The organism is Sorangium sp. So ce185 (assembly GCF_051526825.1).
Taxonomy (GTDB): domain Bacteria; phylum Myxococcota_A; class Polyangia; order Polyangiales; family Polyangiaceae; genus Sorangium; species Sorangium cellulosum_D.
On record NZ_CP150316.1, the window covers coordinates 1,716,993 to 1,730,421 of the forward strand.

Here is a 13,429-nt window from a genome sequence, read left to right on the forward strand (position 1 = left end):
CGCCGAGGACAAGCCGCCGGCTCAGAGCGCGAGGACGCCGCCCTCGTCGGCTTTGACGGCGCTGGCGCCGGAGCCGGGGCGGATCGTGATCTCGTCCCCGCCGCTCGCCGGCTCCCTGATCACGTCGTACGAGGCGCCGGGGGTGAGCCCCGTGACGAGGTGCCTCGTGACGCCGGGCAGCGAGGTGAACTGCACCTGGGACACGGCGCCCAGCGCGACCGGGAACAGGACCAGGGTGCCCTTCACCGCCGCGCCCGCGTACGGCGTGCCCTGCTTCGTGCGCACGAGCGTCGCCGGCTGCGCCGCGGCGCCCGCGGCGGCCCCCTCGATCACGTGGAGGAAGCGCGCGTCCTTCGGCATCGGCGCCGGCGGCTCGGTCCTGAGGGTCGCGAGCATCGGCTCGAACTCGGCCGGCTTGGTGTCCCAGGTGCCGGTCGGCTTGTACGGCTCGGCCACGAGGACGGCGCTCTCCGGCAGCAGCGCGGTCACGAAGAGCTTCTGCCCCTTGGGCGTCGTGACGGTCGCGAGCTTCCCCGCGATCTGCGCGGCGCTCGGCGTCTGCAGGAAGAACCGCTTGAACCGCCCCGCCTTGCCCGTCGCGGCGCGATCGTAGATGACGAGGTGGTCCGGCTTGAGCCACACGAGCGAGCGGCTGACGTGCGTGACGTCGTGGATGTCCTCGTAGTCGGAGTTGTAGAGCGCGGTCGCGTCGCCGAGGACGTAGACGTAGTCCTGCGCGAAGCTCTTCGCGAGCACCCGGGGATCGTGCGTGTGCACGAGCGGCCACTGGGACCCGCGCTGCCACAGGCCGCCGCGGTTCGGGTCGTCGTGGCGGCGGTTCCTGTCGTTCTCGACGGCGAGCGTGTTGTGCTGCTCGGAGTTGCCGAAGAAGGCGCCGTAGCCGATGCGCTCCTTCGTGAGCCACTCGCCGCCGCGGTAGAATCCGAAGCTCAGGCCGTCGCCGTGCTGGTGGTCGATGTGCTCCCAGCCGAGCTGGAACTGGAACCACGCCGCCTCGGGGCCCCAGCTCGTCCTCGCGAACACCTGGCCCATGCCGGGGCCGTAGTGCGTGAGCGGGACGGAGGGGCGCGGATCGGTCGGGGTGACCGCCGGGTCGATCAGCAGGAAGTACAGGATCGAGTGGCGCTTGTGGACCTGGCCGAGCTGCGAGCGGGCGCGCCGCGCGAGGCCGGCGGCGCCGCCCGGGCCCGCGTGGACGGCCATCCAGCGCAGCGCGTTGAGGCGCTCGGCGTTGCCGCTGTTCTGGGCGTGGAGGCCGAGCGCCGCGAACGGATCGATGTGATCGGTGTACTCGTAGCGCTGGCCGTCGCCCGTCCACGCGGCCTCGTGGGTCGGCCCGATCCGCCCCGCCGGCGCGGCGGGGCTCAGGCTGTGGAGGTGGGCCGGGATGAACTCGTGCCAGAAGGGATTGCCGTCGAGGTGCACCTGCGGGCCCCACTTCGCCGGGTCGGCCTCGCCGGCCGTCTGGATGGCGAGCATCGTCTGGGTCACGTAGGCGAGCGTCGCGGGGCCGTACTGGAAGCCCTCCGGCGGCGTGCCGCCCCGCGCGTCGTTCCGGAGGACGCTGTCGGTCATGTAGAGCCACGCCCCGGTGACGTTGGCGAAGTAGTCCCTGAGCCGCGGGTAGGTGCCCTTGTGGTTCGGGGCCGGCGGATCGTCGGCCTCGTCGAACGCGAGCGACATCAGCGCGAGGTTGCGCATGTGCGACGTGAAGTAGTTGTTCACGGCGTACCTGCGCTTCCGCGGCTCCTTCAGCAGGGCCGGGTCGTTCAGCTTGCCCGCCGGCTCGGGGTGGTCGTGGCTCGTCGTCGACGAGGTCAGCTGGGCCTCCGCCCATCGCAGGAAGACGGGCCGTATCGCCGCCTTGTCCTGGGGCGAGAGGTACCCGTAGATCCAGTCGACCGTGAGGCCGAACGACTCGCCGGCCCAGCGGGCGCGGTCGCCGGTCGAGAACTTGGGGTGGTTGAAGGGATCCTTCGGATCCCCCTTGTTCACGCGGTCGACGATGTAGAGGAGGATCTTCCGCGCGCGGGCGGCGTAGTCGTTGCGGGCCGCCTCGTCGCTCGAGACGAGCGACATGAAGGCGAAGAGCTCGGCGTGCGCCTCGCAGTAGACGCGGCTGAACTCGCAGTCGCCCTCGGAGGGGATGCTGCCCTTGTCCATCGCGGCCGCGGCCTCGGCGGCGACGGCGGCGAGCTCCTTGAACATCGGGTTCGCCGGCGTGGCGCGCGCCCGGAGCTTCGGCAGGTCGGCCGCGCGCACCCAGAGCCGCGGGTGCCCCGTGACCGGCGCGGCGGGCGGGGCCGGCGGCGCCTCGAAGCGCGGCGCCGCGACGCCCGGCGCTGCCGCCTGCACGGCCGCGGCGGCGGCTTGCGTCTGCGGATCCGCGCCGCTGTGGACCGCGGGGGGCCCCGGGGTCATCCGCCGGTCGCAGCCGGCGGAGAGGCCCGCGAGGCCGAGCGCTAGCGTGACCGGCGCGAGCGGCGCGAGGGGCGCGCACGACGCAAGCGACCGCCGACGCGTCATGTCGCGCGGTCCCGGAGATAGGCGAACGTCCGCTGCAGGCCCTCCTCCGTCGAGACGAGCTGCTTCCAGCCGAGCGCCTTCAGCTTCGTGTTGTCGAACCGGTTCCCCTTCCACGAGGTCGCGGCCTTGTAGGGCGTGAAGATCGCCGGCAGCTGCCCCTTCGAGTAGGCGTGGTAGCGCTCGACGAGCTTCGATATCCCGGCGAGGGCGAAATACGGCACCTTGAGCGAGCGGATAGGCTTCACCTCGCGCTTGTAGCGGGCGAGGTAGACGTCGGCCGTGGGCAGGTCGTCGTCGTGGACGTTGTAGACCTGCCCCTTCGCGACCTCGCTCCGGCCGGCGACGGCGATCGCCTCGGCGCAGTTGTCGACGTACGTGAGCGGCAGGATGTTGCTGCCGCCGAGGTGCAGGAACACGCCGAACAGGCTCATCCCGACGCGGCTGGAGAAGGCGTTGCCGCCCGGGCCGTAGATGACGCCGGGGCGGAGCACCGTGAGCGGGAAGCCGTAGCGCGCCTGGTACTCCCAGAAGAGCTTCTCCTGCCGGAGCTTCGCCTGCGAGTAGAGATCCCGCTGCGCGGGCTTCGCCTCGAGGGGCGTGTTCTCGTCGACGATGTACCCCCGCGGGAGGTCGGCCACGCCGTAGACGCCGAAGGAGCTGATGAGGACGACGCGCGGCGACCTCCCGGTGTGGACCAGCGCCTCGAGCAGGTTCTTCGAGGCGACCACGGTGTTCAGGAACATGTCGGCGGGCGCGCCGCCCATGGCCGCGGCGACGTGGTAGACGACGTCGACGCCCTCGACCGCGCGCTCGGCGGCCTCCTTCGTGGCGAGGGAGCCCACGACGACCTCGAGGGGGACGCCGCGGCGCTGCTCGATCTCCTCGAGCCGCGCGCGGTTGCTCGCGGGGCGGACGAGGCAGCGGAGGTCGGTCTCGCCGTGGGCGAGCAGCCGGTCGACGAGGGCCGACCCAAGGAAGCCGTTGGAGCCGGTGACAAGGACTTTCATGTGCGCGCCTTCTCCTGCGGGACCTGCCGGAAGATCTCATCCATCATCCACGCGACCCGGATCATGTCCCGGTACGAGATGGGCAGCTCGGCGCCCCGCGTGATGCTGTCGTAGAAGAGCCCGAACAGGCGGTTCATCCCCGAGAAGAAGTGGAAGTCGCTGCGGGCGAACCTCGCCACGTTCTTGCCCCCTTCGCGCAGGTACGAGAGGGCCTGATCGAAGGCGGGGACGACGCGCCCGATGGCGCTCGGGAGCTTCGGCGACGCGTCGAGCGTGACCGTGCGGCTCGTGTAGTCGACGTGGAGCGTGTTCTTCGTGCCGTAGACGCGGAGGAAGTGCCCGGGCGGCCGCGCGTGCGACGAGAAGGTCCCGTAGGCGCTGACGCGCGCGCCCTGCACCGTGACGCGGAGCTCGTCGAGCATGTCGTCGCGGGCGTCGCCAAACCGCTTCTCCCGGAGGGCGTAGGCCGTGGCGGTCACCTTCGGCTGCTCGTCGTCCACGAACTCGACGATCTTGTTCAGCAGGTGATCGATGTTGTTGTGAAACAGCTTGCCCGGGAGGCGATGGACCCAGTGCGAGCCGTCGCCGAGGAGCGCCGCGCCGAAGGGGCCGGAGAGGTTGTAGCCGAAGCAGCTCTCCACGTGGACGGGGTCGCCGAGCACGCCGTCGCCGATGAGCCGCCGCATCTCGATGGCCGGCGGATCGAAGTTGTACTCCCAGCCGACGGTCATCTTCTTCCCGGCGGCGGTACAGAGCTCGATGAGGCGCCGCACGTCCGAGAGGTTCAGCGCAATCGGCTTCTCCACGTAGACGTGGGCGCCGGCCTCGATGGCCCGCCGCGCGAGGAACAGGTGCGACTGCGGAGGGGTGGTGATGTGGACGACGTCGGGCTTCTCGACGTCGAGCATCCGGTCGAACGAGTCGTAGTGGCTCGGGATGCCGTAGCGCACCGCGATCTGCTCGGCCATCAGGAGCTCCAGGTCGCATACGGCGACGACCCGAGCCCGCTCCGGCATCTTCTGGATCTCTTCTATGTGGCCGTCGGCGATCTTGCCGCAGCCGACGATCGCGATTTTGAGGGTCATGGGGCGGCGGAGCGTACCGCAACGGGGCAGGCGAGAGCTAGGCTCTCGGGGTTGTCGCCGCGCGCGGGGTGGCCGGCGCGCGGCGATCGCAGCGAGGCCGCGGCGGGTCGTCCGGCGCCACCCCGCGCGCGAGGTGGCGCCGGGCGAGGCGGCGACGTCGAGGTCGTGCGTCCGCGTCGAGCGCGCCTCGGCGTGGACGAGCCTCGTGACGGTCGCGGCGGCCTCGGGTAGGCTGCGCGGCGCATCATCATAAAGAAGGGTGGTGGTTCGTGCGCGTGCTTCATGTTCTTCATACGTCGCTGCCGGTGATTGCGGGGTACACGATCCGCAGCGACTACATCGTCAAGCATCAGGCCGAGCACGGGATGCGTCCGGCGGTGGTGACGTCGGCGCAGCAGGGGTCCGGGGACGCGCTGAAGGAGGAGATCGGCGGCATCTCCTACTGGCGGACGCGCGAGCCTTCCGGCAAGAAGCTGCCGCTCGTCCGGGAGCTCTCGCTCGTGCGGGCGCTCGAGGCGCGCGTCGAGGACGCGATTCGGGAGTTCCAGCCCGACGTCGTGCACGCGCACTCGCCGATGCTGGTCGGGCTGCCGGCGCTCGCGGCGGCGCGCCGCTTCGGGCTGCCGCTCGTCTACGAGGTGCGCGACCTCTGGGAGAACGCCTCCGTCGACCGGGGCAAGTTCGCCGAGGACTCGGTGCCCTACAAGATCGCGGCCGGCCTCGAGACGGTGGTCTACAAGTACGCCGACGCGACGGTGACGATCTGCGAGAGCCTGAAGAACGCCGTCGCGCCGCGGGTGCGCAGCACGGACGCGCTCTACGTGGTCGGCAACGGCGTCGACTCGGACAAGTTCGCGCCGCGGGAGGCCCCGCCCGGCGCCTGGGAGCGCTTCGGGCTCGCCGGGAAGAGGCTCATCGGGTATGTCGGCACGTTCCAGCCGTACGAGGGGCTCCAGACGCTCATCGCGGCGATCGGCGACATCGCGCGGGAGATCCCGGACGCGCACGTCGTGATCACGGGGGCCGGCGGCCAGGAGATGGAGCTCAAGGCGTTCGCCCGCGAGAGAGGCGTGGAGTCCAAGGTGACGTTCACGGGGCGGGTGCCGCACGACGAGGTGTTCAACATCTACGCGATGGCGAGCCTGCTCGTGTATCCGCGCATCCGGACCCGGACGACCGCGCTCACGACGCCGCTGAAGCCGCTCGAGGCGATGTCCATGGCCCGGCCGGTGATGGTCAGCGACGTGCCGGCGATGGGGGAGCTCGTGCGCTACGGCGAGACCGGGTTCGTCTTCAAGGCGGGCGACAGCGCCGACCTCACGCGGCGCTGCGTCGAGGCCCTCAAGGATCCGGAGCGCCTCGATCGGGTCGGCAAGAACGCGCGGGAGTGGATCCTCAAGGAGCGGCAGTGGCCCACGCTGCTCTCGCGGTACCCGGCCATCTACGAGCAGGCGATCGCCGCGCGGCGCGGGCGGGGCAAGTCGCCCGCCGGCGAGGCGCGCGCGGCGTGAGCCGCCGCGCGCCGGCGCCCGGGAGGCGCGGCGCCCGGCGCGCTCCCGCCGCGCGTGAGCCCCGCACGGCGCGCCGCGCGTGAGCCCCGCACGGCGCGCCGCGGGCCCTTCAGGCCCTCCGGCGCGGCGCTTGCGGGCGGTGCCTTTCCAGGAAAACCACGCCGTCCGCGCCGCGCCGGAGCGGCGCCGTCCGCGCTCCCGGCGTTCTCCCCACGGCCGACCGCCAGCATCGCCGCCGCGCGCGCGGCGCGATCCCGGGGCTCGCCCAGCGCGATCCGGAGTATGATTACGCGGCCCCATCCCGCCCCTTCGGGAACCGGCAGGAGGTCCCCCAACGTGTTCGAGATCAAAGTCGACCGGATCCACTCCATCGTGGATTTCGTCCTCGAGGGGCGCGTCCGCCTCGAAGAGATGGAGAACTTCGTCAGCGAGCTGAGGAAGGCGTGCGAGGGCCTCCAGGGGCGGGAGATCAAGATCAAGGCCGATGTGCGGGGCTTCCGGCCGATGTCCCCGGAAGTGGCGGAGAAGATCCGCGCGGTCCAGGAGTTCGGGCTGGAGCTCGGGGTGATGCGCGTGGCCGAGATCATCGAGAGCGACATCGTCGCGCTCCAGCTCAACCGCGTCGCGCGCGAGAGCGGCACGGACAAGGTGCTCCGGCGCTTCTGGGACGAGGACGCCGCGCACGAGTGGCTGCTCCACGGCGACCCCGAATAGCGCGGCGGGCGGCCGATCGTCAGGGCAGCGCCCGGTTACCTCGGGGCAGAAGTCCTGCCAGGGCTCTGCCGCGCGAGCGGAGAGATTTCAACGCCAAGGCGCAAAGGCGCAAAGGCGCAAAAAAACAATAGATTCAGGCATTTTTGCGTCTTTGCGCCTTGGCGTCTTGGCGTTGAAATCTCGCTCCGGAACCCTGGCCGGACCCCTGGTGCGTGGGGCTAGCGCAGCGGCGGCGGGTCGCACGGGTGCGGTGGCCGGTACCGCTTCAGGACCTCGGCCACGGCGTCGAGCGGCAACGCGGGCGCGTGGTGACCGCTGTGGCCGGTCATGTCCACGCCCGCGCACATGGCGTTGAGGATCGCCTCCTCCACCACGTCGACCGTGGCCTCGTAGAGGCCGTCGATCTCGGTGTCGAGGACCAGCTCGGCCATGTGCCGCCCGGGCGCGAGGGGGTGAACGCTGAGCGAGCGGCTCGACCGCGGGGCGCTCCATTGCTCGGTGGCGACGCGAGGCACCCGGTTCGCGGTGCTCCACGCGAGGACGATCTCCCCCGAGTTGTTGGCCGCGTACCCGCCCGTCCGGCCGATCGCGAGCGCGGCGCGACGCGCGAGGCGCGCGAGCTGGCGGTGGATGAGCGGGGCGTCCGTGGCGACGAGCACGATGATGGAGCCGGCAGGGCCCCGCCGCGGGACGTGCGTGAAGCGATCGCTGATGAGCCGGCCCACCGGGACGCCATCGACCCGGAGCAGCTCGCGATCGCCGAAGTTCGAGAGCACGAGCGCGCCGACCATCGAGTCGACCCCGCCGACCGGGACCGAGCGGCTGGAGGTGCCGATCCCGCCCGCGAAATGGAAGGTCTGCATGCCCGTGCCGGCGCCGACGCACCCCTCGGCCACCGGACCGCCGCGGACGTTGGAGAGCGCCTCGTCGACGTCGGCCTGCGTCACGTGCCGCCCCACCGCGTCGTTGAGGTAGCTGTCGTCGCACTCGGCGACGACCGGGATCACGACGTCGTACTCCTTGCCGATCTTCGGATGGCGCTGCGAGAGCCACGCGACGGTCGCGTCGAGGACGCGGCCGACGCAGAGCGTGCTGCAGAGCAGGATCGGCGTCTCGCAGAGGCCCCACTCGTTGATCTGCGCGAGGCCGGTCACCTCGCCGGCGCCGTTCAGCACGTAGCTGGCGGAGAAGACCCGATCCAGGAAGATGTCGCCGTCGGCGGGCATGACCGCGGTGACGCCCGTGCGCACCGGGCCGATGCCGGGGAGGAGCTCGCCGCCGCCCTCGACCTTGGTCACGTGGTGGACCCGGACGCCGGCGACGTCCGTGATCGCGTTCTCGGGACCGGTGGGAAAGCGGCCGATCGCGACGCCGAGATCGCGCAGCCGAGGGCGCCTGATCGAGATCGAGGGCGCGCTCACGGGCCGGCGACCTCGCGCTCCATGGCCGAGGCCGCGGACGCCGGTGGCGCGGGCTCCGCCGCGAGCGGCGCCGGCCCGGCGAGCGCAGGGCCGGACGCGGGCTGCGAGGCCGACGCGGGCTGCGAGGCCGACGCGGGCTGCGAGGCCGACGCGGGCTGCGGCGCCGGCGCGGGCTGCGAGGACGGCGCAGGCTGCGGGGCCGGCGCAGGCTGCGAGGCCGGCGTGGCCTGCGGGGCCGGCGCGGCCTGCGGGGCCGGCTCGGCCTGCAAGGCCGGCGCGGCCTGCGGCGCCGCGGCGAGGGCGCCTGCGGCCTGCGGCGCCGCGGCGAGGGCGCCTGCGGCCTGCGGCGCCGCGGCGCCCGCGGACTGCGGCGCCGCGGCGCGGGCGTCCCGGTAGCGCTTGAGGCAGCCGGCCATGATCTCGCCGATGAGCATGCGGTAATCCATCCCCGCCACCTTCGCGATCACGCAGAGATCGCTGAAGTCGGGGGTCAGGCCGGGCAGCGGGTTGATCTCGATGACGTACACCCGGCCGTCCTTGGTCATGCGCAGGTCGACCCGGGCCACGTCGCGGCAGGCGAGGGCCGCGAACGTGTCGCGCACGACCTTCTCGATGCGGCGGAGCTCGGACGGCGTGAGCTGCGCGGGGCACTCGAAGCGCACCCGCGGCGTGTCCGACTGCTTCTCGTCGTAGCCGTAGACGGGGTACGAGGGCGGGTCGACGAAGACGACCTCCATCGGCGGCAGCACCTTCGGCCGCCGCTCCCCGAGCAGGCCCACGGTGAACTCGCGCCCCGTGATGTACTCCTCGATGAGCGCCGGCTGGTGGTAGCGATCGACCAGCTGCTTCGCCGCGGCGCGCGCGGCGGCCTCGTCCTTGACCACGGACGCGGAGGTGATCCCCTTCGAGGTCCCCTCGGCGTTGGGCTTCACGATCACCGGGTAGCGGAACGGCTTCAGCTTCTCGCGCCCGGTCGTGACCACCTGCCACTCGGCCGTCTCGATGCCGGCGGCCCGCAGGATCTGCTTCGTGAGCCCCTTGTCGAGGGCCAGCGAGAGCGTCGTCGCGTCCGAGCCGCTGTACGGGATGCCGAGCAGCTCGCAGAGCGCCGGGACCTGCGCCTCCCGGCCGCGGCCGCGGAGCCCCTCGGCGATGTTGAAGACGACGTCGACCCCGGAGGCGCCGAGCGCGCGCGGCAGATCCGGGGTCGCCTCGAGCGGGACCACGGTGTGGCCGTAGCTCTCGATGGCGCTCGCGATCGCCTGGATGGTGCGCGGCGAGTCGAACTCGGCCTCGGAGTCGTTCGCCGCGCTCCCGCCCCCCTTGCCGGGGCCCCCGTCGGTCGCGGCCGTGTCGCTCCGCTTCATGTTGAAGGTGAAGCCGACGCGGAGCGCGGTCCGCTTCGCCCGGCGCGGCGGGTTGCTCTCCAGGAGCGGCAGCAGCCCGCGCCGCTTGCAGGCGCTCCTCACGATGGCCCGGATCACGCCGTCGAAGTCGACGCCGCGCTGCGCCGCGGCCACGAAGACGCTGGCGCCCGGCTGGAGCGTGGGCAGCCCGTCGACCTCGAGGAAGTGCACGTCGTGCTCCAGGCCGCGCGCCGACGACGGCGTGACCCGGAACTCGCAGCGCGCGTGGTCCTTGAGGTCGAGGGCGCGCACGATGCGCGCGGTGAGCGACCGGATGCGCTCGATCGTCGCCGGGGGCAGCTGCGCGGGCCGGCGCGTGACGTGCTCGGGCTTCGCGTGCTTCAGGTTGAAGTCGTACACGTTGTGCCTGCCCGCCACCTGGGGATCGATCACGAACTCGATGGGCGTGAGGACCCCCTCGGGGACGCCCGCGGCGCTCGGCCGCGCGCCGCTCGCCTCCTTGAGGCCGTCGACGAAGGCGCACGCGACGTCGATGCCGGCGATGTAGTGCTCGACGAGCAGCCCCGCCTCGAAGCGCGCGAGCTGCCGCTCGACCACCTCGGCGAGGTGGTGCGCGTCCTCGCAGACGCTCCACTCCCGGTGGATCCCCTTCGAGGAGCCCTCGAAGTTCGGCTTCACGATGACCGGGAAGCTCACGTCGTCGAGGGCGCCGCTCTCCAGGGTGGTCCGGTTGACGAGGCGGGCGCGCGGGGTCGTGACGCCGTAGCTCGCGAGGACGCGCTTGGTGAGCGATTTGTCGAGCGCGACGTTCAGCGCGTACGCGTCGGAGCCGGTGTACGGGATGCCGAGCTCGTCGAAGAGCGACGGGTAGAACGCCTCGCGCGTCTTGCCCTTGTGGCCCTCGGCCGTGTTGAAGATGAGGTCCGGCTGGAGCGCCTCGAGCCGCGCCAGGACCCGGGAGGCCGGCCCGCTGACCTCGATCCGCTCCACCTCGTGCCCGGCCCGCTCGAGCGCGCCGGCGATGGCGGCGATCGTCTCCGGGCTGTCGAACTCCGCTTCCTCGGCGGACCCCGTGATCTTCAGGTTGTGCGTGAGCGCGATGCGCATGATCTCTCCTGGGCCGCTCGTCCGGGCCGCGTCGTTCCTGTGCCCTGTCGGCGGCGCACGCGCGGGGCAGATTACGGCGAGCGCGCCTTTTTTGCGGCGGAAAAAACGGGGCAGCGGCGCGGTGGTCCAGGGGCCTGGCCGGGCTCCCGCTCGCGCGATGGTCGTGCTAGCGACCCCGTGTGGATCGTATTGCCGCACCCGACGCCGACCGCTCTCCGCCGCCCGAGCCTGGCCTCCCCCACGAGGAGCTGAACGAGCCGCAGGCGCAGGCGGCCCGCCACGCGGCGGGGCCGCTGCTCATCTTCGCGGGCGCGGGGAGCGGCAAGACGCGCGTCATCGTGTACCGCATCGCGAACCTCATCGTGACGCACCGTGTCCCGCCCTACCGGATCCTCGCGGTGACGTTCACGAACAAGGCGGCGACCGAGATGAAGCGCCGGCTGGAGGGGCTCATCGGGCCCGACATCGTGAAGGACCTCTGGGTCGGCACGTTCCACGCCGTGTGCGCGCGCCTCCTGCGCCGGCACCACGAAGCGGCCGGGCTCGAGAAGAACTTCGTCATCTACGACGACGACGACCAGCGCGCCGTCATGAACCGCGTGCTGAAGGAGCTCAACCTCGACGAGCGGCGCTACCCGCCGCGCCAGGTGCTCTCGCGCATCCACGCCGAGAAGCAGGAGGGGCGGGGGCCCGGCGAGTTCGAGCGGAACGGCTATTTCGACGACGCGATCGCGCGGTGCTTCGAGGCGTACGAGCGGCACCTCAAGGCGGCGAACGCGGTGGACTTCGACGACCTCTTGCTCTCCGTGCTCCGCATCGCGGAGGACCCGACGAGCCTCGCCGGCGAGGATCTCCGGGCGCGCTTCCGCCACGTGCTCGTCGACGAGTTCCAGGACGTGAACCAGGTGCAGTACCGGCTCGTCCGGGCGTTCTGCAAGGCCCACGACAACCTCTGCGTGGTCGGCGACGACGACCAGAGCATCTACCGCTGGCGCGGCGCGGACGTGCGCATCGTCCGCGGCTTCCGGCGCGATTTCCCGCACGCGACGGTGGTGAAGCTCGAGCAGAACTACCGCTCGGTCGGGCACGTCGTGCGCGGCGCGCTCGGCGTGATCCGCCACGCGTCGGACCGCGAGCCGAAGGAGCTCTGGACGGCGAACGCGGACGGCCCGCAGATCGACGTGGTCGCGGCCGACAGCGAGCACGACGAGGCCGCGTGGGTGGTCGAGTGCGTCAAGGAGCTCATCGCGCAGGGGGTGTCGCCGAACGAGATCGCGGTGTTCTACCGGATCCACGCGCAGTCGCGCGTGCTCGAGGAGGTGCTGCGCGAGGCGCGCATCCCGTACCAGATCATCGGCGGCACGCGCTTCTTCGAGCGGGCGGAGGTGAAGAACCTGCTCTCGTACCTGCGCGTCGTGGCCAACCCCCGCAGCGACGTGGATCTCAACCGCATCATCAACGTGCCGGCGCGCAAGATCGGCCAGAGCACGGTGGACAAGCTCATCCAGGCGGCGGATCTGCTCGGCGTGTCGCTCTTCGAGGCGATCGATCCGATCATCGAGGGGCGGGTGCCGCCGTCGGCGATGCCGGGGGCCAAGCTCGAGCCGCTCGCCACGGCGGCGAAGCGCAGCCTGCTCGGCTTCCGCGATCTGATCCAGGGGCTCATGACCGAGGCGAGGGGCGCGTCGCCGAGCGCGCTCGCGGAGGAGGTGCTCGCGCGGTCGGGCTACGCGCGGATGCTCGAGCAGGACGAGAGCGTCGAGTCCGAGGCGCGGCTCCAGAACCTGCGCGAGCTCGTGCAGTCGATCGTGGACTACGAGCAGGAGGCGATCGCCGCCGGCGAGGACGCGACGCTCGAGGGCTACCTCGAGCGGGTGAGCCTGGTGTCGGACGTCGACGCGCTCGTGGACATGCCGAAGGTCGCGATGATGACGATCCACGCGGCGAAGGGGCTGGAGTTCCACGCGGTGTTCCTGACCGGCATGGAGGAGGACCTGTTCCCGTTCCGGAGCCAGGATCCGAACCGCAAGGGCGACATCGAGGAGGAGCGCCGGCTCGCGTACGTCGCGATCACGCGGGCACGGCAGCGGCTCTGGATCACGCACGCGGCGCGGCGGGCGATCTTCGGCCAGACGCGTTACTGCCTGCCGAGCCGGTTCCTCGCGGATCTCCCGCCGGCGTCGGTGCGCCCGATGGCGACGCCGACGTCGATGATGGCGCAGCGGCGGGTCGACGTCGGGGGCGGCGGGTACGCGGCGTCCGGGGGGAGGTTCGGCGGCTCCGGTGAGCGCGCGTGGGAGGGCCGGGGCTCGTGGGAGGGCCGCAGGCCCGCGGCGCAGCCCGAGGAGCGGCTCGCGTGGTCGCGGTTCGCCCGGGACGGCGAGGCGGCGAGGGCGCCGGCGGCGCGCGGGGTGGACCGCGTCGAGCGGGCGCCGGGCGAGCGGTACGTCGAGCGGGAGGCGGTCGACGCGGGGGGCGAGGGCGGCGAGGGGGTGGCGCTGCGGCGCGGGATGCGGGTGTTCCACGAGCGGTTCGGGCCGGGCGTGGTGGAGAGCGTGGACCCGGGGGCGGATCCGATCGCGACGGTGAAGTTCTCGGGGTGGGGGAAGAAGCGGATCAAGGCGGCGTTTTTGCGCGCCGGATCGTGAGGGCGCGTCGCGACGACCGGCG

8 protein-coding genes are annotated in these 13,429 nt (G+C 72.1%); 3 read left to right on the forward strand and 5 right to left on the reverse strand.

The features are described 5' to 3' along the window. Window positions 1–21: 21 nt before the first annotated feature. From WMF26_RS06300 to WMF26_RS06310, 3 genes are read right to left on the reverse strand one after another with little or no spacing between them, the layout of a single operon-like run. Complete coding sequence (locus WMF26_RS06300) at window positions 22–2,547, reverse strand: hypothetical protein (RefSeq protein ID WP_437999564.1); 2,526 nt, start codon at window positions 2,545–2,547, stop codon at window positions 22–24. After that, the gene (locus WMF26_RS06305) at window positions 2,544–3,554 is read right to left on the reverse strand and encodes an NAD-dependent epimerase/dehydratase family protein (protein ID WP_437999565.1); all 1,011 of its coding nucleotides are present in this window, start codon (window positions 3,552–3,554) and stop codon (window positions 2,544–2,546) included. Before WMF26_RS06305 ends, WMF26_RS06300 begins: the two co-directional genes overlap by 4 nt. Continuing rightward, window positions 3,551–4,639, reverse strand: coding sequence for a Gfo/Idh/MocA family protein (locus tag WMF26_RS06310; protein ID WP_437999566.1), 1,089 nt, complete (start codon window positions 4,637–4,639; stop codon window positions 3,551–3,553). The genes WMF26_RS06305 and WMF26_RS06310 overlap by 4 nt, the downstream gene beginning before the upstream one ends. A gap of 269 nt (window positions 4,640–4,908) precedes the next feature. Here WMF26_RS06310 and WMF26_RS06315 point away from each other — a divergent pair, with 269 nt between their 5' ends. Both WMF26_RS06315 and WMF26_RS06320 read left to right on the forward strand, forming a co-directional pair. Next, window positions 4,909–6,150: a glycosyltransferase gene (locus WMF26_RS06315; RefSeq protein WP_437999567.1), complete on the forward strand. Its 1,242-nt coding sequence runs from the start codon at window positions 4,909–4,911 to the stop codon at window positions 6,148–6,150. Between the two features lie 336 nt (window positions 6,151–6,486). Beyond that, a complete protein-coding gene (locus tag WMF26_RS06320) occupies window positions 6,487–6,864 on the forward strand; it encodes an STAS/SEC14 domain-containing protein (RefSeq protein ID WP_020733235.1) in 378 nt (125 codons plus the stop codon). Window positions 6,865–7,082: 218 nt separating this feature from the next. Here WMF26_RS06320 and WMF26_RS06325 read toward each other — a convergent pair whose 3' ends face one another. Both WMF26_RS06325 and WMF26_RS06330 read right to left on the reverse strand, forming a co-directional pair. Beyond that, window positions 7,083–8,285 (reverse strand): P1 family peptidase, encoded by a 1,203-nt coding sequence (locus WMF26_RS06325; protein ID WP_437999568.1) that lies wholly within the window; start codon window positions 8,283–8,285, stop codon window positions 7,083–7,085. Continuing rightward, window positions 8,282–10,759, reverse strand: a complete 2,478-nt coding sequence (locus WMF26_RS06330; RefSeq protein ID WP_437999569.1) for a D-alanine--D-alanine ligase family protein — start codon at window positions 10,757–10,759, stop codon at window positions 8,282–8,284. The genes WMF26_RS06325 and WMF26_RS06330 overlap by 4 nt, the downstream gene beginning before the upstream one ends. 179 nt (window positions 10,760–10,938) lie before the next feature. Here WMF26_RS06330 and WMF26_RS06335 point away from each other — a divergent pair, with 179 nt between their 5' ends. Then, the gene (locus WMF26_RS06335; RefSeq protein WP_437999570.1) at window positions 10,939–13,407 is read left to right on the forward strand and encodes an ATP-dependent helicase; all 2,469 of its coding nucleotides are present in this window, start codon (window positions 10,939–10,941) and stop codon (window positions 13,405–13,407) included. Window positions 13,408–13,429 lie beyond the last annotated feature (22 nt).